At 49.2% G+C, this 23,969-nt stretch carries 25 protein-coding genes and 1 pseudogene; 9 read left to right on the forward strand and 17 right to left on the reverse strand.

Annotated features, from left to right (window positions below):
* Positions 1 to 80: 80 nt before the first annotated feature.
* Together DCC85_RS21800 and DCC85_RS21805 are read right to left on the reverse strand one after the other, a co-directional pair.
* Positions 81 to 1,247 (reverse strand): immunity 26/phosphotriesterase HocA family protein, encoded by a 1,167-nt coding sequence (locus DCC85_RS21800; RefSeq protein WP_234414269.1) that lies wholly within the window; start codon positions 1,245 to 1,247, stop codon positions 81 to 83.
* Between the two features lie 172 nt (positions 1,248 to 1,419).
* Positions 1,420 to 3,993: a DUF4073 domain-containing protein gene (locus tag DCC85_RS21805; RefSeq protein ID WP_108467457.1), complete on the reverse strand. Its 2,574-nt coding sequence runs from the start codon at positions 3,991 to 3,993 to the stop codon at positions 1,420 to 1,422.
* Between the two features lie 246 nt (positions 3,994 to 4,239).
* Between DCC85_RS21805 and DCC85_RS21810 the strand changes: the two genes are divergently transcribed.
* Positions 4,240 to 4,755, forward strand: coding sequence for a DUF1036 domain-containing protein (locus DCC85_RS21810; protein ID WP_108467458.1), 516 nt, complete (start codon positions 4,240 to 4,242; stop codon positions 4,753 to 4,755).
* A gap of 135 nt (positions 4,756 to 4,890) precedes the next feature.
* Here DCC85_RS21810 and DCC85_RS21815 read toward each other — a convergent pair whose 3' ends face one another.
* The 3 genes from DCC85_RS21815 to DCC85_RS21825 all read right to left on the reverse strand — a co-directional run bounded on the left by DCC85_RS21815 (position 4,891) and on the right by DCC85_RS21825 (position 8,256).
* The gene (locus tag DCC85_RS21815; protein WP_108467459.1) at positions 4,891 to 5,577 is read right to left on the reverse strand and encodes a hypothetical protein; all 687 of its coding nucleotides are present in this window, start codon (positions 5,575 to 5,577) and stop codon (positions 4,891 to 4,893) included.
* Between the two features lie 396 nt (positions 5,578 to 5,973).
* Positions 5,974 to 6,492 carry a hypothetical protein gene (locus tag DCC85_RS21820; RefSeq protein WP_108467460.1) on the reverse strand — a complete coding sequence of 173 codons (519 nt, stop codon included), beginning with the start codon at positions 6,490 to 6,492 and terminating at the stop codon, positions 5,974 to 5,976.
* A gap of 252 nt (positions 6,493 to 6,744) precedes the next feature.
* Positions 6,745 to 8,256: a PucR family transcriptional regulator gene (locus DCC85_RS21825; protein ID WP_108467461.1), complete on the reverse strand. Its 1,512-nt coding sequence runs from the start codon at positions 8,254 to 8,256 to the stop codon at positions 6,745 to 6,747.
* Between the two features lie 150 nt (positions 8,257 to 8,406).
* Between DCC85_RS21825 and DCC85_RS21830 the strand changes: the two genes are divergently transcribed.
* The gene (locus DCC85_RS21830; RefSeq protein ID WP_108467462.1) at positions 8,407 to 9,345 is read left to right on the forward strand and encodes an NAD(P)H-binding protein; all 939 of its coding nucleotides are present in this window, start codon (positions 8,407 to 8,409) and stop codon (positions 9,343 to 9,345) included.
* A gap of 127 nt (positions 9,346 to 9,472) precedes the next feature.
* Positions 9,473 to 9,841: a nuclear transport factor 2 family protein gene (locus DCC85_RS21835; protein WP_108467463.1), complete on the forward strand. Its 369-nt coding sequence runs from the start codon at positions 9,473 to 9,475 to the stop codon at positions 9,839 to 9,841.
* Positions 9,842 to 9,900: 59 nt separating this feature from the next.
* Here the strand turns inward: DCC85_RS21835 and DCC85_RS21840 are convergent, their stop codons facing one another.
* The 6 genes from DCC85_RS21840 to DCC85_RS21865 form a co-directional block, all read right to left on the reverse strand.
* Positions 9,901 to 10,917, reverse strand: coding sequence for a potassium channel family protein (locus DCC85_RS21840; RefSeq protein WP_108467464.1), 1,017 nt, complete (start codon positions 10,915 to 10,917; stop codon positions 9,901 to 9,903).
* Positions 10,918 to 10,947: 30 nt separating this feature from the next.
* The gene (locus DCC85_RS21845) at positions 10,948 to 11,340 is read right to left on the reverse strand and encodes a DUF350 domain-containing protein (protein WP_108467465.1); all 393 of its coding nucleotides are present in this window, start codon (positions 11,338 to 11,340) and stop codon (positions 10,948 to 10,950) included.
* Positions 11,337 to 11,945 carry a hypothetical protein gene (locus tag DCC85_RS21850; protein WP_108468012.1) on the reverse strand — a complete coding sequence of 203 codons (609 nt, stop codon included), beginning with the start codon at positions 11,943 to 11,945 and terminating at the stop codon, positions 11,337 to 11,339. Before DCC85_RS21850 ends, DCC85_RS21845 begins: the two co-directional genes overlap by 4 nt.
* 72 nt (positions 11,946 to 12,017) lie before the next feature.
* Positions 12,018 to 13,211 carry a glutathionylspermidine synthase family protein gene (locus DCC85_RS21855; protein ID WP_108467466.1) on the reverse strand — a complete coding sequence of 398 codons (1,194 nt, stop codon included), beginning with the start codon at positions 13,209 to 13,211 and terminating at the stop codon, positions 12,018 to 12,020.
* Positions 13,208 to 13,915, reverse strand: coding sequence for a hypothetical protein (locus DCC85_RS21860; RefSeq protein WP_108467467.1), 708 nt, complete (start codon positions 13,913 to 13,915; stop codon positions 13,208 to 13,210). Before DCC85_RS21860 ends, DCC85_RS21855 begins: the two co-directional genes overlap by 4 nt.
* Positions 13,916 to 13,917: 2 nt before the next feature.
* Entirely contained in the window at positions 13,918 to 14,121 is a 204-nt protein-coding gene (locus DCC85_RS21865; RefSeq protein ID WP_442789555.1) for a hypothetical protein, read from the reverse strand.
* A gap of 236 nt (positions 14,122 to 14,357) precedes the next feature.
* Here DCC85_RS21865 and DCC85_RS21870 point away from each other — a divergent pair, with 236 nt between their 5' ends.
* Both DCC85_RS21870 and DCC85_RS21875 read left to right on the forward strand, forming a co-directional pair.
* Positions 14,358 to 14,573, forward strand: a complete 216-nt coding sequence (locus DCC85_RS21870; RefSeq protein ID WP_234414271.1) for a hypothetical protein — start codon at positions 14,358 to 14,360, stop codon at positions 14,571 to 14,573.
* Between the two features lie 136 nt (positions 14,574 to 14,709).
* Positions 14,710 to 15,981 (forward strand): MFS transporter, encoded by a 1,272-nt coding sequence (locus tag DCC85_RS21875; protein ID WP_108468014.1) that lies wholly within the window; start codon positions 14,710 to 14,712, stop codon positions 15,979 to 15,981.
* A gap of 129 nt (positions 15,982 to 16,110) precedes the next feature.
* On the opposite strand, the gene DCC85_RS21880 is transcribed toward DCC85_RS21875, so the two are convergent.
* Positions 16,111 to 16,527 (reverse strand): VOC family protein, encoded by a 417-nt coding sequence (locus tag DCC85_RS21880; protein ID WP_325048395.1) that lies wholly within the window; start codon positions 16,525 to 16,527, stop codon positions 16,111 to 16,113.
* Between the two features lie 200 nt (positions 16,528 to 16,727).
* Between DCC85_RS21880 and DCC85_RS21885 the strand changes: the two genes are divergently transcribed.
* Positions 16,728 to 17,399 carry a hypothetical protein gene (locus DCC85_RS21885; protein WP_108467469.1) on the forward strand — a complete coding sequence of 224 codons (672 nt, stop codon included), beginning with the start codon at positions 16,728 to 16,730 and terminating at the stop codon, positions 17,397 to 17,399.
* A 76-nt stretch (positions 17,400 to 17,475) separates the two neighbouring features.
* Here DCC85_RS21885 and DCC85_RS21890 read toward each other — a convergent pair whose 3' ends face one another.
* From DCC85_RS21890 to DCC85_RS21910, 5 genes are all read right to left on the reverse strand, one after another.
* Positions 17,476 to 18,213, reverse strand: coding sequence for a GntR family transcriptional regulator (locus DCC85_RS21890; protein ID WP_108467470.1), 738 nt, complete (start codon positions 18,211 to 18,213; stop codon positions 17,476 to 17,478).
* A gap of 163 nt (positions 18,214 to 18,376) precedes the next feature.
* Complete coding sequence (frlD, locus tag DCC85_RS21895) at positions 18,377 to 19,159, reverse strand: fructoselysine 6-kinase (RefSeq protein ID WP_108467471.1); 783 nt, start codon at positions 19,157 to 19,159, stop codon at positions 18,377 to 18,379.
* Positions 19,160 to 19,223: 64 nt separating this feature from the next.
* Entirely contained in the window at positions 19,224 to 20,237 is a 1,014-nt protein-coding gene (locus DCC85_RS21900; protein WP_108467472.1) for an SIS domain-containing protein, read from the reverse strand.
* Positions 20,238 to 20,345: 108 nt separating this feature from the next.
* The gene (locus DCC85_RS21905; RefSeq protein ID WP_108467473.1) at positions 20,346 to 21,695 is read right to left on the reverse strand and encodes an amino acid permease; all 1,350 of its coding nucleotides are present in this window, start codon (positions 21,693 to 21,695) and stop codon (positions 20,346 to 20,348) included.
* A gap of 16 nt (positions 21,696 to 21,711) precedes the next feature.
* Positions 21,712 to 22,539, reverse strand: coding sequence for a sugar phosphate isomerase/epimerase family protein (locus tag DCC85_RS21910; RefSeq protein WP_108467474.1), 828 nt, complete (start codon positions 22,537 to 22,539; stop codon positions 21,712 to 21,714).
* A 283-nt stretch (positions 22,540 to 22,822) separates the two neighbouring features.
* On the opposite strand from DCC85_RS21910, the gene DCC85_RS21915 reads away from it, so the two are divergent.
* The 3 genes and pseudogenes from DCC85_RS21915 to DCC85_RS21925 all read left to right on the forward strand — a co-directional run bounded on the left by DCC85_RS21915 (position 22,823) and on the right by DCC85_RS21925 (position 23,965).
* The gene (locus tag DCC85_RS21915; RefSeq protein ID WP_108467475.1) at positions 22,823 to 23,263 is read left to right on the forward strand and encodes a GNAT family N-acetyltransferase; all 441 of its coding nucleotides are present in this window, start codon (positions 22,823 to 22,825) and stop codon (positions 23,261 to 23,263) included.
* A gap of 166 nt (positions 23,264 to 23,429) precedes the next feature.
* Positions 23,430 to 23,609, forward strand: a pseudogene (locus DCC85_RS23505) (glycosyltransferase family 2 protein); the annotation flags it as partial.
* Between the two features lie 110 nt (positions 23,610 to 23,719).
* Entirely contained in the window at positions 23,720 to 23,965 is a 246-nt protein-coding gene (locus tag DCC85_RS21925; RefSeq protein WP_108467476.1) for a spore gernimation protein GerQ, read from the forward strand.
* Positions 23,966 to 23,969: the final 4 nt, after the last annotated feature.

Below are 23,969 nucleotides of genomic sequence, written 5' to 3' on the forward strand. Positions count from 1 at the left end.
CGTTTGACATTAGAGCAGACTGTAAATCAAGAAAAATCACCGCCAAGGGCTGTCCTAATCAGAATCAGCCCAGACAGGGGTTAGCGATAGGTCCTATGTAGATAGGCTAAATATTGTGCCCGGGTCAACCCTCCCGCTTGGCGGCTGAATTCGTCAAGGCTTACTTCCGCTGCAAAACCAAACTCGGCAAAAGCCTGTGCGCGCTGCTCGCCAAACTGCGGATGATCTAAGGTGCTCGCCCATCCCTTGTCCGGATTGGAGTCAAAGTCCTCCCGGCTCAGCCCGGCATATACGCCATTGTTCAGAAACTCCCTAGAGGATTGAAAGACTGTCTCGCTCTCAGGCTTGCAGACCGTCCCTGTTCCCCAGGACAGCCGATATATTCTCTCTTTCCTTTGATCTATAGAGAACCCATAGCCAATAGGAAAGGCAATATCCTCCTCGGTCAGATCCTTCTCTCCTACCTTCTCGTAGTCTCCCCTTAGAAAATTGTCATCCATCACAATCAAGGTGTTGTCCGACAAAGGAGCAGAGGTGATCTCCTTCAGCCCAGGCTGCCGATTTGTCGTCTGGTATATATATGGCCGTACAAATAAGGGCATCGTCATGACATCGTTCCAAATGCTGTCCTCAGTAAACAGCTTATCTTTCTGCATTCTGCGAAGATCACCGATGACCAGCACATAACCATCTGTCCAGAGGTCCATCTCCACGCGGAAGATATCCCCTGGCTTGGCATGAACCTGTTTCTTCTTCATGTGCTTAAGCCGCTCTACCTTTTGATCATAGTCAGGCGGTAAAAGCTGAGGATACTGGGCAAGCCAGCCTCGAATATCCTCAGGTAGAGTGAAATCCTCACAGCCGGTGATGGGCAGGCGAACAGAGTTATTCGGATTGTGTGCTGCTACATATCCTTTTCCGTTATGGGCAGCAATACCTGCAGAGAAGATCACCCCACTCGCCTTCTGACTGGAAATGGATGTGTAATTCAGCTTTTTCTCTTTCCCCTTGGCGGTCTTAGGAAGAACGAACTCCCGGCTTCTCGTCGCAATTTGAACATCCTTCTCAAGATAGGAGCCGCTTGTCACGGAGATAATTTTCATAAGGGTATCACCTTCAAAGCAAATAAAATACCCAGGCTTTAGCTCTACTACATCCCAGCCTTCAGCCAGCAGCTCAAGACCGAAATAAGGTCGCAGACAGTTGGACAGCCAAAATTGCGATTGTGGTTCATGACTCATACTCATTGAGGGGGTTACTCCTCTCTAGGGGTTGTAAAAATCCATGTTTTTCCTCCTCATTGTAAATGAAATTCATAGGGAGCGGCCACTTTTGGCTATAGTATGAAAGTCTAGGATATGTCCTCTATAGAAAAATGACCACCCCTAGTAGGGATGGCCACTGTTATTACGATGCGAATTATTTACGGGTTGCAGCGGCTTCGATCTCCTTGAACGCCCAGTGCGTCGCAGGTACATCCTTGAATGCTGCTCCAGCTGGTTCTGTAAGCGTTGTGCGGTTAAATAGACGATTCAGCACCTTCACCGCTTCAGCTCTTGTCAGCTTCTGATCAGGTCTGAAGGTATTGTCTTCATAGCCAACCATAATGCCGGAGGACTTCACAAAGGCAATCGCTTCAGCTGCCCAATAACCGGCTTGTACATCCTTGTAATTGGCACTTCCGGTGGAAGCCGCAGATGCATCCTGCTGCTTCAGCCAACGCTGGGCAATAGCCGCCATTTGTGCACGGGTAATAGAAGCCTCAGGATCAAAGGTGTTCGCCACAGCTCCCGTCATGATGCCTGTACGTTGCACTTTTACAATTTCGTTATAGGCCCAATAATCGTTGTTAACATCAGTATAAGCTGCCTGCGCTGCTCCTGCTTCCTGTTCATCTGCAGTATTTCTAGCTAGCATAGCAGCCATCTGCGCACGGGTAACAAAGGCATCGGGATAGAAGTTACCGTTATGTCCTTGGATATATGGGTCATCCTTCCAGCCGTCCAGATAAACCAAGGTAAAGGTACTGAACTTGTGAACCGTAAACTGGATCCCTTCCTGGCCATCCTTCATCTTCACAAGCTTGCCCTGAACCAGCTCCTTAGTACCATCGCTGTGTTCAATATAGATTCCCAGGTTGTTCAGCATTTCTTGTCTTGATGCTGTATCCTGAGGGAGACTATCCTTGAGCGGCAGAACAATAGACACTTCCCGGCTTTGCATATTGGTCTCAATTTGCATCGGGCGGCCAAGTACTTGAACGCTTGAATTCTGAACGGCTGCCTGAATGACCCGTTCCTGCTTCGCACGGTCTTCAATTTCCTTCTGCTGTGCAGCCGCCTTCACAGGCACAATGCGGAAATACAGATCATCTGCAAACCCAGTTAAGGAAGCAGACGGTACCGAGATAACGCCGTTAGCTGTTTCAATCTCCAGCTTCAGGCCGCCCTCATTCAGCTGCTTCAGCGCCGCTTGAGGAAGGATAACCTTCACTTCGGACACCTTATCGTTCGGATCAGGGATTACAATGCTCGCTGTATCCAGCTTTAGCTGTTCTGCCTTCTGTACTGCATCCTTGGCAATCTGTTCAGACAAAGTAACAAGGTCCTTCACCGTACCTTGGGAATCCGTTGTCCGCGTAATCGGCGTCTTGGTCAGATTCGTACCATCTCCTCCGTTAACATCCACAACAATATTCTCTGTCTGCGTGGATGGAGATGAAGTAGACGGAGAACTCGAAGGAACGCTGATTACACTGTTTCCCCCTTCGCTGAATGGGGTGGATGGGGCCGGGCTAGTGCTGCCTCCTCCGCTGGATGGGGCGGATGGCACTGGACTAGTGCTGCCTCCTCCGTCAGACGGGCTTGGGTTAGGAGTTGGATCCGGAGTCGGAGTTGTTCCCCCATCAGATGGCGGGATTGGGTCTGGGTTGGTTTCTGTCTCCGTAAAGTGTACGGTTGTAACATCACCAGACGGCTTGCTGTATGTAGCCTTCACACGAATTTGCACGGTCACATTTCCCGTAAAGACAGGAGCATGCTCCGGATCATAAGCCGTCCAGTTAGCACCACTATCTGTCGAGAATTCCATGGTGCTGTCCGCGCCTACTAGCGTATTCTCCGTATCGTCCGCAGTTACCTTAGGCGCACATGGGACAAAGAAGCAATTGAATTGTTGCTGAACGGCAGCATAATCAGGATAGCCTTCTGCCGGACGATGATCAATCATCCACTGGGCCAATTCCTTGTACACCGCAAAATCAATGTCATCGACCTTGTCCAAATTTAAACCGAAAGCGTCCATCAGAGGCTCTGAATTGTTATCGTTGAACTGGTTAGCTTCCTTTTGCAGTAAACGAAGGTTAACTAGCGCATTATACATCCACGTCTGATCCTTAACCTTGTTAATAGGATTATAGCTAGACAGCCGCATAGATAGCAGCTCTCTTAGACTATCTGCATTACGCTCTCTGTCATCCATTCTCAGGTACTCAAACTTCATCATATAGGCAAAAATCTGCTTATCTACGGCAGACATGGTAACGAAGCTCTCACCCAATGTTGAGATATCTTCAAATTGAGAATCATTAGGAAATAGCTCTGTACCTTGCACTAAGCCTCCAAAGTAACCATTCAGGTTATCTTCAAGAACGGTCAGATTCATATTTTCAAAAACAGGCAGGGCTCCAGCCACCACATTTACAATAAACTGAACCTGTGCCTCACTGGCATAGTCACCCTCAATGGTATACATCACAGCATCCACAATGGATTCCATTAAATCGTCTGACCAATAAGGCGACCCTGTAGGCAGGCTCACAGCCAGCTCGGGATCTCGAAGAGCCTCCATTACAGATAGGCGATCATCATGACTCTTGGCTTGATTTAACCGGTCCAGCGGGGATAAGGCGGTTGCGAATGCTGCCGGTGTCATTTGCACCACTAAGGCAAAAACAAGCAGCAGACTTAGAAGGTACCGATATTTCTTTGTCATTCTCTTTCGTCTTCCTCCTATGAATATAGATTCTATTACTCAGGCTATTCTAAACCTCTCCCCTGAACCGATTCTGAACATTATTTGGCAGCATTCGACAAAAAGGAACAAGCCAGCAACTGTCAGGTGGCCTTTTACAATCTTTTGCTCCCAAGGGGTAATATCACTCCTACATCCAATCATTCTCTCTATTACAACCATATAATGCTATGTAACTTTACTAGAATTTAAAAGGAGTGACCAATGATGGGGCTTTATTTTCGCAATACCACTGGCTTTACGCTCTATGTAGCCTTTGCCTATCCTGACTTTGGCTGCAGCCCGGTCAACTATTCCAAGGCAGGCTGGTACCGCCTAGTCCCTGGACAAACCGTGGAGGTCTGGAGCGGGTTTGCTGGAGGCACTACGTTCTACTATTATGCAGAAAACAGCTCGGTTACCCGGGTATGGTCAGGGTCTTACTATACGGACGTGCCCAATCAAGCCTTTGACTGGTGCTGGGACACAGGCTGCACGACCTGCAGAAATGTAGGCTTCCGAAGATTCAGAGTTCCTCTAACCTCATTGAACCATATCGTAACCCTTGCAACTAGCAGCAGCCAAGGCAGATCAAACCCGCGCACAACGATCGCCCTGCCTACCAAAGCAAGTAAGGGACGCCCAATTCTGCGGAGAAAAATCAGCCATCAGCCGCTAAGACGGGTTAAAGGTAAGGTTAGACTGGCTATCCGCAGATCACTTCCCCGCAAGACTAAGAAGTAACACGTTATTTTCCTGATGAACAACACAGCACCCCCAGTTAGAACAACTGGGGGTGCTGACTTTCGGATCTACTAAATGCCGACGCTTCTAATATTCATATGTTAAAGATAAGTCATGATTAGCTGAGCATTCCCTTTATTTACGCGCATTAGTAATGCTGAGCGAACTCTTTTTTAACTGAAGAATGAATTCACCTGCACCCGTGCCGTTTGTATATTTATAAGTGCTCCCTGAGTGGAAGGTGCCCCAAGTTTTAGGGACAGATACGGCACTTTGTTCTGCATCTAGAGAGACTTTAAAATCCTTGGCCTTTTGCTTGAAATCTATGGAGCCCGCTCCGCTAATCAACGTATATTTCAATGTTTTATTATAGCCAAGTGGGACAGGGACAGACAAGGCACCCTTCTTGCTGTATAGATCAAAGTTCACGTTCATTTCAGGTAGTGAAACTCCGGCTTGGTTACTATGAACAGACACCGTGTCATACTTATTCTTAGGAATATTAATGACGATCATGTCAAGCAGTCCCGCGCTTTCAGCTCCCGCCTTTTTCTTTGCAGTAATCGTAGTGGTGGATGCTTTAATGTTTGTAGACACCTCAAACTTTGACTTATCATAATCATATTCAATATGCTTGCTATGAGAGATACCTAGGCGCACATTACAATCTTCAGCCTCCAGCTTCAACAAGCTAACTTCTGTTGGGGCCGTCTTCGCCTTGCTTTCCTTTGCTGTCCCCTTTGCACTTGCGAAGGGTACGATCATCGCTGTACAGACCATGCTGATGAACAGGAAACCTAACCACTTTTTGACTCGCTTCATTTTTATACCGCAGCTCCTTTTAATGAAATTCAGATCAACAGGCAACTACAATCCGCGCACTTCTCACCTTTCGGTAAATTACAGCAGGTATGTATCCATCTATCTTCATTAGTAACACCACATCGCTGCACTATCTACTTCTAAATACTGTAATTTACGTACATCCTCATTTAATAAACTATCGCTTAATTTGTCAATGACTGTTTATTCATTGCTTTTAATTTAAATTTTAGATGATATTTACATATAACTCTACGCACTAACAGATCAGCTTATAGACAACAGCACCCCCGGTTAGGAAAACTGGGGGTGCTGCTCCATTTTAAATTGCGAACTGCAGTCTTTGGACGAATCCTCTACCTATGTAGCTAATCCCGATACAACTGATGAGTTTATTTATTCCAAATACTGTGACTCTAGTACACTCGCCTTCTCTAGCACAATCCACTGGTTCACCTCGTCGTATCCCCTTACCATAGCCTTGATCTTATGTCTAGGATACATCCAGGCTGGGGGTGTTTGCTCCTTACATACTGCGTAGTCCGTCACGCCCACCGCCGGGTGAGTAAGAATATGAACAATAATTCCTTGGGGGTAGAAGACCTCAATATATCCTTCAACTGCGGTCCCGATCGGGAGGGCTTCCTTAGCCCTCTGCCATTCCTGTTCATACTGCTTGAGCTGCCCCGACCACACCTCCTCAAATTCATGCTTCGTAATATGCGTATAATACGGCTGATTCGCATCGATGCGCTGATCCGCCAACAAGAAATGCAATTGTTCATGCTTGCGGTTAGAAGTCACATAGCCCCTACTCTCCTCAATTACAACCTGCCTGAAGGCTGTTCCCTGGTCATCCACTTCGAAATACCAGACTCCCAAATCCTCGAAAGGGGTATCTTTTAAATATCGCATAGGATCCCTCCTGCATCTAAGCCAAATGTGTTCTTATGTTACTTTAACATTATTTTGTTAAATTCGCCCAATCGTCCAAGGATACTGAGACTTATTTCCTAGAAAAAATGGACCTATATAGATTGAACTAAAGTTTTACATTGACCTTTCTATATATAACGGCCTAATACGGCCCTATAACGTTTATTTCTTTAGTTCATTGTATATATCACAAATTCTCATATCATTGCTTTCCCATAATAGGTACTTTATCTAGACGGGGTCTTGCCACCTCTCCTTAACTGCCATCATCATCAGTGTGAGCTTAATATGCAGCAGCGTATCCGGATCGCCCAGATCCACATTCATCCTCTCCTGCAGCTTGTGAATGCGGTAGATCAGAGTTGTCCGATGAATCCCAAGAATTTGCGCCGTAACCTTCTGATTATTCGGATGATCGACATAAGCGCGCAACGTATCCAGCAGTGTCTGATCGCCTTCACGCATGAGCTGAATAACGGGAGGATAATAGAACCGCTCAACCCGTTCTATGGAGGCAATTTGATAGAGCAAATCTCTCAATCTCGTATCCTCGTATGCGAAGAGGCCGCTCTTCCCTTCGGCCCAGTGAAGCTGAATCGTACGGACGGACTGGCCATAAGCATCCGAGAACTGCTCGATTTGAGGGAACATTTCGCTTATGCCTGCGATTACCTGCTTCGCCTTCAGGAAGGCTATCAAAGCCTGTTGTTCTTCGGCAGGCAGAGGATCGGCCTGAGCCCGTTCCAGCAGTACTACCAGATAATCGTTATGCTCGAAATTCTTGCTTTCCTTCAAGATGAACGATAATTCTCTTAGGACATCCTGTTTATACTCTCTGGAAGCATCCTTCAGATAAATGGTAAGCACATATAGATAAGGCTTCCAGGACGGATGAATATAATGCAGTCGGTCCTGAATCTCCGCCCTGCCCATTGAAGGATTAGCGATCATTTCTTTGAACAGATACTCGTATAATTTGGCTGTGGAGAATATGCTCATCTCCTTCTTTTGCAGCTCAATAGAGAGGATCTTGCAGATGAACCGAGCCAGGCTCACCTGTCCGGCCGAAATCTCGCTCACCTGTTCGATGATATTAAAGTGTGCTAAATGCCTATTTTTATAGAAAATATCTTTATGATAAAAGCGGTTTCCAAAGTGAGGGAAGCTGTAGATGTCTTCTTCAGGATGGTGAAATGTCGAAAGAATCTTTGGCTTCATGCTTATATATTGCTCTTCCGAAAGAGACACATAGCCGGATTCCAGACTTCTCTCCCACGCCGGGTCGTTGGATACATCCAGATGACCGCTTACAGCCAGGAGCTTGTAGCTAGAGTCGAACACAATCATCGGATTAGGCACCTTCTCATTAGCATGCTGAATCATCGCCGGAAGGCCTGCATCCTCTAAGGACATCTCCAGCAGCCGGTCCCCCCACCGACTGAGGTCCCGAATGATCCGGTTGATTTCCTCAGAAAGCTCTCTCACACCGTAAGTACTAAGGATATAATTGCCTCTCTCGATGACTTCCTGCGGCGCGCGGTCTAAGCCGCCTGCTACAAACCATACCCGATCCAGCAAGCCAGTTGCTGTATTCTCAGCTTCTGTGATATACAGCATGTCCTCTTGAATCCCGGACGTAGCTGAATACGGCCTAGCCTCCATCACCACGCGGCTGCCAAACCCCTCTTGGAGGCTGAACGCATACCCCAGTCTGTCTGCAATCATATGTATATCAACCTTCATTCCTGAACCTCCTTTGCGCCCCTATTTTACTACAAATTGTAGAAAAAAATGGATGTAAAACTAAATAAATAACGGAACAATTTCCTTGAGGAACCATTTACAGTTGAATTATCAAGGCCATACATAGCATGAATAAGGGAGAGTTCGATAATGGGGAAGGTAATTATTACAGGTGTTGGTGGGAACTTTGGAGCTTATACGGCTCGCAGTATAATGCATAAAATGAACAAGGAAGACCTCATCTTCACCAGCGCTAACCGCGCGGCACTGCAAATCTATGCTGAGGAAGGAGTTATGACTAGGTTCGCAGATTTCAATGATGCCAAGCAGCTTCCTGAGGCTTTTGCTGGCGGAGAAACCCTGCTGCTAATCTCGCTGCCCTTTGTCGGTCCCAAGCGACGCCAGCTGCACAAGCATGCCATAGACGGAGCGAAGGCCGCTGGAGTCAAGAAGATCATCTACGTATCTGTCGTGGGAGCTGGCGACCCGGAGAATAAGTCGCTCGTTAAGATCGATCACGAATATACGGAGAATTATATTAAGGAAGTTGGCGGGATGGATTATATCTTCATGAGGGATGCGCAGTATACGGAGGCGATGATCAGCCAATTCGAGCAGTCTGTCGCCATGGGGGGACTCTTGAGAAATAATATGGGTGACGGCAAGATGGCCTTTGTTTCCCGGAACGACTGTGCAGAGGCTGCCGCATGTCTCGCTGCCGGAGCCGGGCAGCCCAATTCGATCTACCATATCACCGGCCCTGAACTGCTTAGCATTGCGGAATTTATGGCCATCGGCACGACAATTACCGGACACGAAGTACGCTACGAATATATAAATGAGGAAGAGATGTACCGGACCTTCGATGCGATGGGCGTGCCTAGAACAACAGACGGTGATTTTTCCAAATCTGCCTGGCCCTTCTGCAGCGATGATATGGTCTCCTTCGGCAAGGCCATTCATGATCATAAGATGAACATTTTCACCGAAGACTTTAAGCGATTGACAGGCAAGAAGCCGCTGAGTGTACGGGAGATCTTCAAGCATTTGGAAGACTACCGGCTTGGACAAAGAAACGCTACGGAATAACGATTAATCTGATCCTGCATTAGGCAGTTTCTTAGGGAGGCATCATTTACCGAGTAACGGCGTGATATGGTATAATTGTCCATTAAGCGCTTTGCTGGATTTCGGTCTCTAAGGAGGGGCTCAATAGATGGAAGAGAAACTCGTTCGCGAGGTTGAAGAGAGATTAAGAAGAGCCATGATCGATGGGGATGTTGCCTGCCTATCTGAACTGATTGATGATCATCTCACCTTCGTAAATCACTTTGGGCAGCTATTAACAAAGGATGCGGATATTGAAGCTCATCGTTCAGGAGTAGTGAACTTTACGGATATTACCTTCCTGTGCCAAAGGATCATTCCACTTGAAGGTGCAGCGGTGACTATAACGCAAGCCAAACTGCAAGTAACGGTTGGCGGAGAGCAGATTGAAGATGAGATGTTCTATACACGAGTATGGAAAATGGATAACGGAGAGTTAAAAGTAATTTCGGGCCATTGCAGCTCTGTTCAAAAATAAAGCAAAGAAACTTACAAATCAGGGCGGCTCCATATAGGAGCCGCCCTAATCCTGTCCCTCTAATTCCCGGCAATCCGCCGATATGTCGGTTCATCCGCTACGATGTACAGCCTCGCATCCTCCGGAATGGGCAGATCAAGCTTGCGGTTAATCCCCAGGTCGCTGCGGTCCGCCAGCAGCGTTGCTCCCTGCCGCAGCAGATCCTGGAACGCTTCTCCGTAAGTCTTCCATCCGGACTGGCGGGGAATCTCATAAATATCATCCCCGAATTGACGGCTAAGCAGCTGATGGATCAGCTCCGAATTCCCTTCCTGAAGAGCGGACCGAACCGCCAGCCGTGAGATCGCGTCATGGGACAACACGAATTCATTCACATGGGCATGCTTGAAATTGTGTATGTTGTTCTCCTGGGTAATCTCCACGGTGGTATGTACATGAGCTGCCAGCCGTTCAATGCTGGAGACAATCAGCAGCGCCTTCCCGTCGATCAGCGAAGTCTCCTCAATCCGGGAGTCCGCGAAGATAATCGCTGCTCGTGCGGCGCTAATATTCGCCTTGGCTAGCACCTCGTCAGCAGCAGGGTCTCCGCAGATGAAGTGCACCTGGTGAAGCTGCTCCATCGGATGACGGCCCGACTCGTCAATAATGACAATCTGAGCCTTTGGCAGATAAGCTAAAATTTCTCCCACAGCCGCCTGCGCTTTTTTACTCCAGTTGATCAGAACAATATGGCCCTCTCCGCGGAAGCTCAAACGCCCCGCCCCCCTCTGCCGTTGAATACTTGCAATCGCATCAATGACCTTACCAATCACTAGGCTCAGAATCCCGATCCCAAAAACGTACAGAAATAACGTAAGCACCTTGCCCGCCAAGGTGGTCGCAAAATAGTCGCCATACCCTACGGTCGCCATGGTCGTCATAACCCAATAAAAGGCGTTGAACCAACTCCCGAAGGTACCCGGCTCCAGAAAATAAGCGACCGTGGTGCTCAGCAGAACAAAGCCGATCACGATGAGGCCAATCGAGGTCTTGCGCAGCCGCATCATTTTGGTGGTGATTCTGAGCAAAAAAAGCACGGGCTCTTCCCTCCCTCAGATAATCCGCTGTTAAATAATGAGGCTGCTTACGGCAAATGCCGTTCCGATAAATACCATACAAAGCAGCGTGCCCACTGCCACGTTCCCCTGCTTCAGGTGATCGGAGACTTTAAAGCCAGGTGTGACGACTTCAAAGATCCAGTAGCTGGCCACGAGAATCACATAGCCTACAGCAAACCATAGGATCATGAACCAGATGGAGGTATTGGTATAAGCAGCAACCCCCAGAATAATGGCCGTAGCCAGGAACTTTCCACCGAGGGCCAGCGCGACGGCTGTATTCCCCTTTTTCAGTTCTTCCATATCCTTGTACGGTGTCATCCAGTTAAAGACCACCATACCGATTAATTGCAGCAAGATCATTACAATTATGCTAACTACAATGTTAATCACAACTGTCATTTAGCCCACCCCCGGAATTTCGCATAGGTCGAATCATAATCGGCAAAATCATGCAATTCTTCAAGCACAACCGACACGTTCTTCTCTTTCTCCATCGCCTTATAGCGCTCATCGTTAATCGGCTGCTTCACACGGTTGCCTGTAGGCAGCTCAATGACGGCAAAGTTTCTTGTCTTGCCCTGATATTCGGTCTTGTATACACCGACGAGCTTCACATCCGTGGTCACAGATACCTTCAGCTCTTCCAGACTCTTCTTAGCTGAGGCCTCATCCGCAAACGTCTTAATTGAGCTCCAGGAAGACAGGCGGATCTCATTCTTCTGATTCTCATCTGTTGTAAGCTCGGCATCCATGAACTGAAGAACCCAGATTTTATCTCCTGTTGCATAATTGCCGTCATTAGGCAGCAGCTCGTTATCCGGGGTAATCGTCATATCGCTGCCAATCAGATCTCCCACAGTGGCTTCCGTTACCCTGTAATCCCAGGGAACCCGTGCGGTATGCAGCGTCGTCTCGGTATCCGACCCCGTACCGAACACGCTGTTCTCGTCCGAGGAACAAGCACTAAGCACAAGCAGCATCAAGAGGGCTGCGCACACCCACATGAGGCGCTTGGCGGAAGCGGTTCTGACCTTGGACCGGGGGGGTATCCCCGCATCTTCTCTTCTGATCAACATTTATTTCACTCCTAACGCGATAAAATGACTGGCATTCCCCGTAATCGGGCCGCCCGCTCTGCCCAAGAGGCCGCAAGGCTCGCCATTGATGACGAACATGCCGGTCAACAGATGCAGTTCTCCCTCCACCGTCTCAATCCTTGCAAGCTCAGCTCGCTTCTGGTAGACCGAAGGGAACAGCACGCTTGCATCGAAGCCTTCCTCATCGGCTAGCTCCAGCTTCCCTTCCGCATCGAACATGCGCACAGAACCGCCCTCGCGTCCGAACATCGACTTGGAGACGAAGCTGCCCGAGAAGACCGGCTTATTATAAGTCGGCAAAATATAGCTGGAGATTGCTTTGCGCTCCTCCTCATCAAACAAGAGGCCCAGCTCATACAGCCCCCATACGGCTGCCAGCAGCCCCTTGGATTGCAGCAAAATGCTGTGCGGAGAATTGAACAGCTTAAGCCGATCGGTCTCAATGGCATAGGCTAGCGCCTCTCCAGCATCATCCACCGCCATCCACTCCTTGGGATATAAGGCGAACATGCGCTCAATGACACGTCCTCCCCCGTTCTTGAGTATACCCTCATCCACCCACAGCTCAAGGCAATCCTCGCAGAGGATATTCTGTCCGCTGTGCCGCACCAGGGCTTCAATCGTTCCTGAGTCCTCCAGGTGCGTACCATAGGCTACGCAGGCCGCTGTATCCGGACGCTCCTCTGCCCAGGCTGCCGCCACAAGCTCCGGCATCCCTATATTAGGTGAAGAGAGCCCAGCCTGTTCCAGCACCCATGGGGTGGCAATCGAAGCCTCCACATAGCCTGTAGGCGTATCCGCGTTCAGCTCCAGCAGCTTAATGACGCCTTCCTGGTTCACTGCAAAGTCAAATCTCGCATATCGGCTGATCAGTCCCGGCTCAGGGATCGGGCAGATGTCCAGCATCTCCCACAGAATTGGGGGGATACCGATCAGCTCATACAGGTCATGCTTGCCGTGCACATACCGTGCTGTCTTATCAAGAATTTGCCACAGCTTGGCAGAGGCCTGCGTGATTTCATCATAAACAGCCTGCGGCATCAGAACGATCTGGTCGATCCAGTAGGCTTCATCTTCAAGGTCGGCCCAAGTAAAGCCCAGCTCACACAGCTTCTTCACCCGGCCTGTCCGGTCCGGATGAGGCGTTCCAACAACTTCAAATATACCGGTCATCCGCCAAAGAACCCTCCGCTCGATTTTGAGCGGGACGAGGAGCTTTTGCCAGAGCTGAGCCCGCTGGACTTGCCGCCAATCCCTCCCGATTTCGACGATGTGGACCGCCGCGTAATCGAGCCTGTCGTTGAAGTCGATGTCCTCGGCTTCACGACAGAGCCTGGCGTAGATTTATTCTGGAATGAACCGCTGGAATAGGTGCGCGGCTTGTATTGAGTGCCGGTCCCTGTATAATAGCCGCGGTGATCACCGTACCAGTCCCTTGAGGAATAATTCGATCCGCTGTTAAACAGCAGGTGGTACAGCAGCAGGTCATCCCAGCCAAAGCCGGAACCATAACCGCTGTAATTGTTGATGACCGTAGTGCCGCCTGAACTGGAAGTTCCCGTACCGCCTGAACCGCCAGAGGAACTAGATGACGACTCCTCTTCTGCAGGAGGCAGCGGAATGTTCCAGTCCACATTCTTATCGAAATACTGCTTCACTTCTTCAGTTGACCAGGACACCAGCTTAGGCTCCTCACCAGCAGCTCCCGCTGTCGGTGCCGATCCTGGGATCAGAAAGGAATTAGCCAGCAGTGCAATGCCGAGTGAGGTCGACAGCACACGGATCGGCTTCCCTTCCGGAGTGAACAGCCTTGAGGCCGTGTTCGCTTTTCTTTGTTCATGATCTTGTGCCAAAATGGGTTCCTCCTTCCGAAGCATCCCTACTCGTGCCGCACCGGAACAAGCAGCAGCTCCAATTTACCCTCATCCACATTCAGTCTGCCTTCGATCGTCTCATATTCCTTGCCGCCAACGACGACATAGTTCACATGCTCCAAGGCCGCGATCATCGTAGTACTCCAGGTGCGCTCTTCGAGCTCCTGAATCTCACCATCCGGCAATTTCTCAATCAGCTTCACGATCATGTTCTGATCCAGATTGATCTCCCCCTTTAATCTAAAGCTTATCATTGTTGTACGTTTATGCTCCCGGTTCGTTCCGTTCTTGGTTACACGAGAGATGTAACCACCTTGAGCTTCATCTTCACCATATATGGCAAGTACTCCCACTCTAGCATACGATCAACAGACCCTAGAACGCAATTGAAAAGTACCGGGAGAGCTTTATGTTAGTAAATTAATTTTCCTTACTGCAATATCAGGTGAAAGTTGTGTTCATCCCGTCAAAAATAGGAGGTGCCTTATGGACCCTAGCTATTGGAAGCAGACTTCCATCTACGAATTTATTCGCGAATCTTTATGCACTGGGCCTGATCGGCAGCTATGCTGAGTCAAGCTTAGGCAGCGAGTCTGGGCGGGGGCCGGCCTCGGGCATGCTGAATCCCTACGAAGCTGGCGTTTATCAGAATGAACCGTGAACGTGCTAGGATTTTGATTAATCCATATTTATCCTGATATAATAATGTACATCCAGCCGGAGTCCCGAGTCTATCTTCCGGTTGCAATAAAATACATATCCTTTGAGGAACAGGAAATCTTACTATGAATTCTGCTATGATTCAAAAACCATTCTATTATTTATGGTCAACCCAGACTACATCCAATGCTGCTGATGTCATTTACACCATGGCGCTTACTGTACTGGTACTAGACCAGACCAACTCGCTGATTTCCGCTGTGCTGGTTCCCCTGCTCCGCAGCGGGGCACAAATGCTGAGCGGGCTGCTTGCACCCTTGATGCTGTCCAAGTACCGCCTTCCTAGGCTGCTCTTGCTGTCGCAGGTGGGACAATTCCTCTTATTTGTCCTATTGTCTCTATATTTATGGAAGTACTCGGCCGCTCCTGTCTTCGGCATTGTATTTGTGCTTATCTTCGTCATGTCTTTCCTCGACGGATGGACAACGCCGGTGCGCAATGCTCTAGTACCGCGGCTCGTGACTCAGGAACAGGGCCTCCTTAAGGCCAACAGTCTGCTCTCTGTCAGCGACCAGATCGTTCAATTTGCCGGCTGGGGGCTGAGCGGCCTCATTGTGTCCCAGCTGGGAGCCGGGAACACCCTGCTGCTCGCGGCTGTTATGTACGGTGTGGCCGCCATATTCACACTGGCTGTGCGGGAGCCAGAGGATGCAGCGGCTGGCGTTGCTGCCAGCATGCAGGCAGCAGCCCATGAAGCTGCAGCAGCCGCACCGGCCAGCTCCAAATGGCACACGCTCACGGAAGGCTGGAAGCTGATCTGGAGAACGCCTAGGCTTAGAGTGTTGACCTTCATGGACATGATCGACATGCTGGGCGGTTCTGTATGGGTCGGAGCCTTTACGCTGGCCTTTGTACAGGTCGCTTTGGGCCAGGGAGAGGAATGGTGGGGCTTTATCAATGCCTCCTACTTCGCAGGCACCGTGTCAGGCGGCTTCCTTGTTCTGGCGCTTGTCAGGAAAATCGGCGGCCGCTTCCTGCCGGCCATGTTAACCGGGATGGCAGGCTACGGGCTTCTTACCGCCGTGTATGCCGTTAACTCCAAGCCATCGGTGGCGTTGGTCCTCGTGTTGCTGATGGGGCCGTTCGCGGAGTTAGCTGTGGTCAACCGGCGCACCCTGATTCAGCAGAGCGCGGACAGGAACCAGCTGCCTAAGGTGCTGTCTGCCCAGTCTACACTGCTTGCGCTGGTGTTCTGCATCTCCCTGCTGGGGATGGCCTGGCTTGCAGAGCTGCTTGGCATCGTCAATCTGTATTTGTTCGCAGCCGTGCTTACCCTGCTTGCACTTGTGGTCGGAGTGCTATATCGGAAGGCTTTTGCAAGCCAGCCTCTGGGCTCTCCGGCAGAGTAAACCCGCTGCGAGATTGTTTAGATGGATGCGTGATATTACATCATCTAAAATATCAAGAGCGCCTATTCCTTCATCAGGAATAAGCGCTCTTTGACTTTTTGCCATTAAATATAAGGTCTATCCTACTCTCTATCTCCGGCAAATCATCAGCTTGTTACCGTCCGGATCCTTAACGACAAACCAGTGATCGTGCTCGATCTCCGTGACAACCTCAGCTCCCAGCTCCCTCATATAGGCCAGCGATCCCTCAAGGTCATCGGTCAGCAGCATAAAGACTGGCGTCTCAATTGGAGGTGCTCCTTCCGGCTTATCGCCGCCCCATCTTGGCATCGTATCGAGAATGACTCCTACCCCGTTCATAGGCAGCGGGCACAAATGGCCGTTCATGATCTCACAGTCACTTTCACGAAGACCTAGAACCTGACAGTACCAACTACGGGATCTCTCAATATCGCGAACCGGAACGAAGATGCTGCCCACCTGGTTTTTAATCGGACTTACTCGCTTGCTTCCCTCTGCAACCTGCTTAGAACTGTTATTCATCATCCTCACCCTCCATCAGTCGATTTGAGGTACTAGCATTTCAGCTGTTTGGATCAGCTCAGCACTTCCAGTTTCTTCAATTACCATACTAGGACAATGAGCTGCAGATCGCAATTCCTCTAAACTATTTGTTGATTCCTACTATAAAGAGTACCTATAATAGATAGGCACATATACCTACATACCTTGGAGGGATTCCCATATTGAGCAAACTTTTTGAGCAATTTACGAAGCTGGCTGTACTCGCGGCCATTATCTTGTATGCCTGGACCTCATTCTCCAGCCTGGACGACAAATATTCCGTCAAGATTATGGCCTCTACCTTCTCCGTATCAGGAGAGCAAGACTTAGAAGGGAAGGCAGACGTAGACCCCAGCGATATATCCCGTACTGGCAAAGCGCTTCTCGTCAGCTCCTTCGAGACCTTCCATTCCAGCGGATTAGCCAAGGAAATCCGGAAGAGCAGCGCCCAATCGAAGAGAACAATCGCCGCTGCTTACGGAGAGACAGACCTGCGCTACCACTTAAGGCTGATGAAAGGGGCCTGGGTACCGACCACGCTCGACTTTTCCACGAATGCGCTGTACAACATCTCTTATATTCTGAACACACCCAGCAAGCTGGTACATAATTTAAAGCTCGATTTCAATAACTCCCTGGCGCTGACAGGCTCTGAGCGTATTATCTTCGCCATCTGGGATGTCCTGCATGCGATCAGCGGAATTTGGGCCGCCATTATTATGACACTGCTTGGAAGTATCATCGGCCTGATCTTCCACCCGATCCAAAGTGTGGTCAACCTGCTGCCTTCAATATGGCTGGTGGTCACAAGTTTATGGGAAGGCATTTCGAACTTCAAGAATCTCTGGAAATAATCAATAATCGCTGCACTTTGCAGCAGCCAAAAAAATCCCCTTCGCTCGGTTTGCCGCTGCGAGGGGATTTGCTCATTTAATATACCTGCTTAGCCCGGTGAACCGTCAGGTTCACCCGATTCGTCTCGCACATGAACGTGGAGAGGTGAACGGGCTCATCGCTTTCATCAAAGGCGACCTTCAGAATACGGAACAGGTTTGCACCGATGTCACACTCCAGCAGCTTCGCATATTCCTTGGTTGCGCCGATCACGTCGATTACCTTATCATTGCTCACGATCTCTGTCGCATAGTCCTCTGCAAGAATTTTATAGGTCGATTCATTCATGGCTATTCTCTTCTCCAGGTCTGGAAACCGGGTAAGCGAGTAATGTGCAATGTCATAAAATAAAGGGCGGTCATTCACGTACATCAGCCGCTCCAGTTCAAGGACAGGGCTGCCGGCTTCAATGTTCAGATGACCTGCCACTTCCTCTGATGCCTCGATGACATCGCTCCTTAAGATTCGGGAATTCGGAATCATACCGAGCTGATGGCTGAATTCGGAGAATCCGCTTACAGACAGCAGCTCATTATGAAACTTATTAGAGGCCACAAAAGTTCCCCTTCGCGGAATCCGTGTGAGGGCTCCCTCCCGCACCAATTCCTCAATCGCTTTCCGTATCGTAATCCGGCTCACATTATAAATATCGCAGAGCTCGGCCTCTGTCGGAATCTGCTCGTCCGGCTTGTAGCGGCCATGCTGTATATCATTCTTCAACATTTGCCTAATCTGCATATACAGCGGCTGCGGGGTTGAAGGATTTAAATTCATCGAACATTCATCCTTATCCATCAATGGTAATATTCTATATAGATTGAACTAAATTTTTATATTGAACTTTCTATGATCACGGCCTAATACGAACCTATAACATTCATTTCTTTAGTTCATTCTATATATATCTCTATATTATACATTGATGAACTGCCTTTAGTCACCATGCAGCAAAGTATCCGATGGTCTTCGCCGCCCGCAAGGCGCCCTGCTCCAGACACGCTTGTACCGAAAGCCCTTTCAAGGTGCCGTAAATATACCCGGCAATAAAGGAATCCCCTGCTCCCAGGGTATCTACAACTTCGACTTCGGCTATTCCATGTTTGTAAAATTGGACACCATCGTAGGCCAGAGAACCCTTCTCTCCCAGTGTGGCTATAACAACCTTGGAGCCCCGGCCCTTCACCTCTCTCATGAGGCTGCGAATATAATCATCATCTTGCGAATAGGAGAAGAAGGGATAGTCCACATAAGGTGTCAGTGTAGTCACAAGCTCATGATCCAGCTTATCTGCAAAATCAAAAGAGGTCAGCAGCCCCTTCTCCTTAAAATAAGCGAAATACGGATCGGCATGCCCCCAGATGGCCGAATGCACCAGCTGGAACGATTCCGCATACTTCAATTCTTCCGGAGTCAGCTTGAAATCAGCCATTACGCCTTCCTCATAATCGCCCAGCTGACGGTCATTCCCCACCATTTCGACATAGGTAACCGCCGTGGTCCCTTCCTTAACCGAAACCCGTGAGGTGTTTACGCCTTTCCCCTGAATAGCCTTCTTCATAATTTCTCCGTAACGGTCGCTGCCTACCCAGCCGATATAAGCCGTCTCTGCGCCCAATTCGGTTAGATAAACCGCTACATTCACCGGATTGCCTCCAGGGCAAGCCTCTCCGGTGGATTGATACACATCCATACAGTTATCCCCTACGGTAACGATTCGCATCTCATCCCACCTCCCCATGCTTTAGGAAGAAGCACTGCTCACATCGAGCAGTGCCCCGGTTAGCTTAATACTCCATCTTGCGATAGTATCTTCTAAGTGTAAGCGGATGATTTCTCTCACGCTCCAGGTAGACGCTGATCCGGCTGAGGACGGCCCAGTTGATGCTCACCGCAAAGTGCTTTCTGAACTCCTCGCTGATGCCTTCCATCTCGAAGTCCTTGGTGTCGATCACAGTCAGCCGTTTGGTCACCTTCTCAGCGAACCGCTCTACACGGTCTGTCAGCGGGCGGGTCTCATCTTCGCCCTTCAACAGGATGACACTGGTATCTTCCACAACCAGCTCCAGCGTACCGTGGAAAAATTCAGCCGCATGAATGGACTTGGCAGGAATCCACTGCATCTCCTCAAGCACGCACATGGCATAAGAATACGTATTTCCCCACAGGTTACCGGAGCCAACCATCATATGATAATCGGTATCCTTGTGTTCAATGGCAAAGGCCTCTGCCCGCTTGTCAAAAGCCTTCACCGCATTCAGAATCGCACGCGGAAGCAGGGCTACTTCCTTCGTGAACTGCTCATACTGAGGGAACTCCTTGTTGTTGTACATGAACCGGAACACAACCATGTACAGCAGCATGAAGAAGGTGTCGAACGAATGCTTCTCCGATCCGGTAACGATGCAGTGGTCGACAGCCTTGGTGATTGGCGTACCCGGCTCTGCCACCAGCGCAAAGGTCGTTGCTCCCCGCTCTTTGCAGTACTCTATAGCCTCAAGCGTTTCCTTCGTTGTTCCCGATACCGAGGTGAAGATACATACGGAATCCTTGCTGAAATGCCGGTTGTTCATCACCAGGAACTCAGCAGCGATCTCTGCGTGGACATCGATAGTGGAATTGGATTTCAAGATATATTCGTAAGGATACATCATGGCAATCGTACCGCCTGCGCCGATCATGAAGATGTTGCTGTAGCCTTTCTTGCAAATGCTATCAACAATCTCTTCAATCTGACCACGATAAGCCAGGCCTTCCTTCTCCACGAGTCTTAGGAACAGTTCTTCATCGAAATTAAACATCTTAAGTTCCCTCCTGTATGGGAGCAAGTACAGCTCCGTCCCATTTATTTGTTATGTCTTGTATTATAATTAAATATGACATTAGTTACAATTATTTTTTGCTCTGCCCTAGGCAACGATATTCGGATTACCGCCTTGATCGCGACTTCGTCCGTACTTCTTCTCCCAGTAATAATAGACCGGCAGACCGGTTACAATGACAATCAGCGCCGCAATCATCCCTTGAAATGGAGCCCAGGTAAAGGTGCCCCAAGCCAGCCAGGCTGCTCCAAGAATAGCCAGAATCGTAGTGATTCTCCATAATGGCATTCGGTAAATCGGCTTATAATCCTCCCGTTTCCGGCACTTATAAACCGCAGCAAAGTCCAGGATGTTAATGACAAGCTGAATCAGTGTAAAATAACCCAGCAGCGCGGTTAAGTCGCTGAAGAACACGAGAATGCAGGCATACGTAACCTGTGCCACGATGGAGAAGCTAGGCGTTTCATACTTGGGATGAACCTTTGCAAAACGCCGGAAGAACAGGCCATCCTTCGCCATGGCATATTCCAGACGGGGCTGGAACATAATGCATGAGCTCAAGGAACCCAGGATAACTATAATGGCCGTAATTGCTACGAAGGAGGAAGCAATCCCCGATAATCCGGGAATATAGCTGACCGCATCAGACACTGCAGCACTGGAGCCCATCAGCTTGTCGAAAGGCATCAAGCCCGTAATACAAACCGCAAGCAGCGTATAAAGGCTTAAGACGATCAGCACCGAGCTGATCAGCGCCTTGGGGAGAACCTTGCCTGGATTGCGGATTTCCCCTGCCATGAAGCAGATGGCCGCCATTCCCGTATAAGCCCAGGTCGTTGCAGATACACCGCCAATCAGGCTGGTGCTGCCTGCGCCTGGTGGAGGCGTGTAGCTGAAGTGGTCATAGTTCATATACATTAAGCCTAGAACAATGACAATCAGGAACGGAATGATCTTGATCGCCGTAATAATGACCTGGAAACGGCCGCCCTCCTTGACGCTGCGATAATGGATGGAGGTAATGAACAGAATGATCGCGACCCCGAGCAGCTTGCCGGCTATGCCCGCGAAGAACGGGAAGAAGGTTGCCAGGTAGGTGACAATGGCGAGCGCCATAATGGAGATGGACGGAGGATCGAGCGCCCAGAACGTTGCCCAGCCATACAGGAAGGCGAGCGGTCTCCAGCCCGCTTTGTTCAAGTAAACGTAACCGCTTCCATTTTCCGGGTAGGCCGTTGACAGCTCAGCCAGCACCATCACCTGCGGAATAGCAATAACCCCGCCGATAATCCAGGCTAAGATCGAGATGGAAGGCAGTCCGGCCGCTTTGGCCACATCCCCGGTAGAGACAAAAATCCCGGAGCCTATCGTTGTTCCCACAGCAAGGGCCAAGGCTGCCCAGAAGCCCAGCTTTCTTGTTAGTGCGCCATTACTCATCGTGAGTTCCTCCAAATCAAGATGATAAGATGCCCAGTTCCCTTATTTTCCTGATCGAATGCATGACTGTATCGTGTGGACTCTGATAATAATTAAATCCCATAATCTCTAAGGTGCATGTTCCTTCATATCCGCAGGACTCAAGACTTGTGAGATACTCCCGCCAATTCAGCTGCCCGTCATCCAGTGCCAGATGAGCATCCGAGGTGCCGTCTCCATCAATGAGGTGGAAGTGGCACAACCCCGGCAGATGAGAGAAGTAATCCTCCGGCCTCTCTCCGGCCAGCTGCATCGCCACCGTGTCGATCATCCCCTGGAGTGCGGAAGACCCGACCTCATCCATCATTCGCTTGACGCCCTGAACGTCCGTAATGAGATTCGATTCGAACCGGGTTAGAGGCTCCAGAGCAAGCGTCACTCCCTCCTGCTGAGCCACCCGGGACAGCTGGTAGATAGAGTCGCTCGCATACTTCCAGGACTCCTCAGGAGACAGATGAAAGTCGCCTATACCGGAAGTCACCAACATCATGTCCGTATTAAGCTCCAAAGCGGCGTATAGATTTTCTATAAAATAATCAATGCTCTTCTGGCGCAGCTGCGGGTCCGACGATGCGATATTGTAAGGATACACGCACTGCTCGGGCGTATAGCAGACCACCCTCATGCCCCTTGCTTTAAGCTCTTGCTTTATTCGCCTTAACCGATTGAGACCCCCCCGGTACACATAGAAATGAGGCTCACCTGCCCACAGCTCAATCTGGTCAACTTCCAACCTTGTCATGGAATCGAGAAAATGCTCGAACGGAAAATACCTGTACGTAATATTCATACCTGCTATTTTCATCGTTTCACCCCCTCACATGAAAGCGCTTTTAATTGTTATGCCTTGTATTATAATTAAAGAATACAAAAAATTCAATTTATTTTTTTCTGACATCCCTGGGCCCATGCCCACACCTTTAACGCAAGAAGGGATTGAATGCATGAAAGCAAGGATGTTAGTCTATATTCATACGAGTCACGAAAGGAGAGATGTAGTATGAGCATGCGTCCAGGAAGATTATTAGAGAGGTCCAAAATGTAGGGAAGTCTATGTGGATTTCCCGGATCTGGGAGGAATCCAATAAGTGCTTACGCTTCAAACCATCAACCAAGCCAATTGGGAAGCCTGTGCCCGGCTTCAATTGAAACCAGAACAAAACGAGTACATGGTATCCAACCTTTATTCCATCGCGGAGTGTCAGTTTTTAGACGGATTTTTAGCTAAAGGTATTTACAATGACGATGTCATAATCGGTTTTACGATGTTCGGGGTAGACCCGGATGACGGGAATTACTGGATTTATCGGTTTATGATCGATGAGAGATTTCAAGGCCAAGGCCATGGCTACCGTGCTATGCTGCTGGTTATAGATGAAATTAGGAAAGCCTGTAATCGAACTGGTGTGATCAGGATTGGATATGATCCAGACAATGAACCCGCCAGGAAGCTATATCAGAAATCCGGCTTCATGGAAGATGGGATATCCCCTTGGGGAGAAATGCTTGCAACATATAGATTTGTCTAGTCAGTAAGTAACATAAAAATCCCGCTTACGCCTTCTCCTTTATAGGACCTGCGCTAAGCGGGATTTCCTGTGCAAAGATGCCGTTACCCTATCTCCCCGTTTACATATCATAGAGTAGGATCAATCTATCATCATAAATAAGGGGGAGAGGCGCTGTGATAAAAGACTCGCCAAATTCGATGATGACGATTATTATGATGCCCCCGGCTATCTGGCAGAGAGCTGAAGAACTATGAAGAAGACTCGTGCCGACATTGTAGGCAAGCGGGCCCGCTATATGTATTTGAGGCGCTCAAAACAGCTGCTTCTTCGTTATCCCCGTCAGGCCAATCGCTATGTCTGCTTGTTCATGTCCATCCTTTTGCGAGAGACCCCGCAGCCCCTTGAGCCTTCGCATAATTTATAATAGCTGGGAGAAGCTATCCCTAACCATAATACGAAAGGGGTTGTTTCCCTATGAACCCGCAATTGCTGGCACCCCATGAAGCGATGGACCTTCATGAAATACTTAATTTCAAGACGCTTTGTCTGGCTAAGTCCAAGCTGATGCAGGGCCTCGTGTTCGACCAGGATCTGAAGAACTTGATGCAAAAGGATGTTGAACAGTCGATTCAAGCCATTGCGGATCTCCAGGCAGTCTATGCAAAGGCGCCCTTCCATGCGCCCGTCCCTCAAAGCCGTCCAACGCCGATATTAAATTAAAGGG

It is taken from the genome of Paenibacillus sp. CAA11, from assembly GCF_003060825.1.
Lineage (GTDB): Bacteria > Bacillota > Bacilli > Paenibacillales > Paenibacillaceae > Fontibacillus.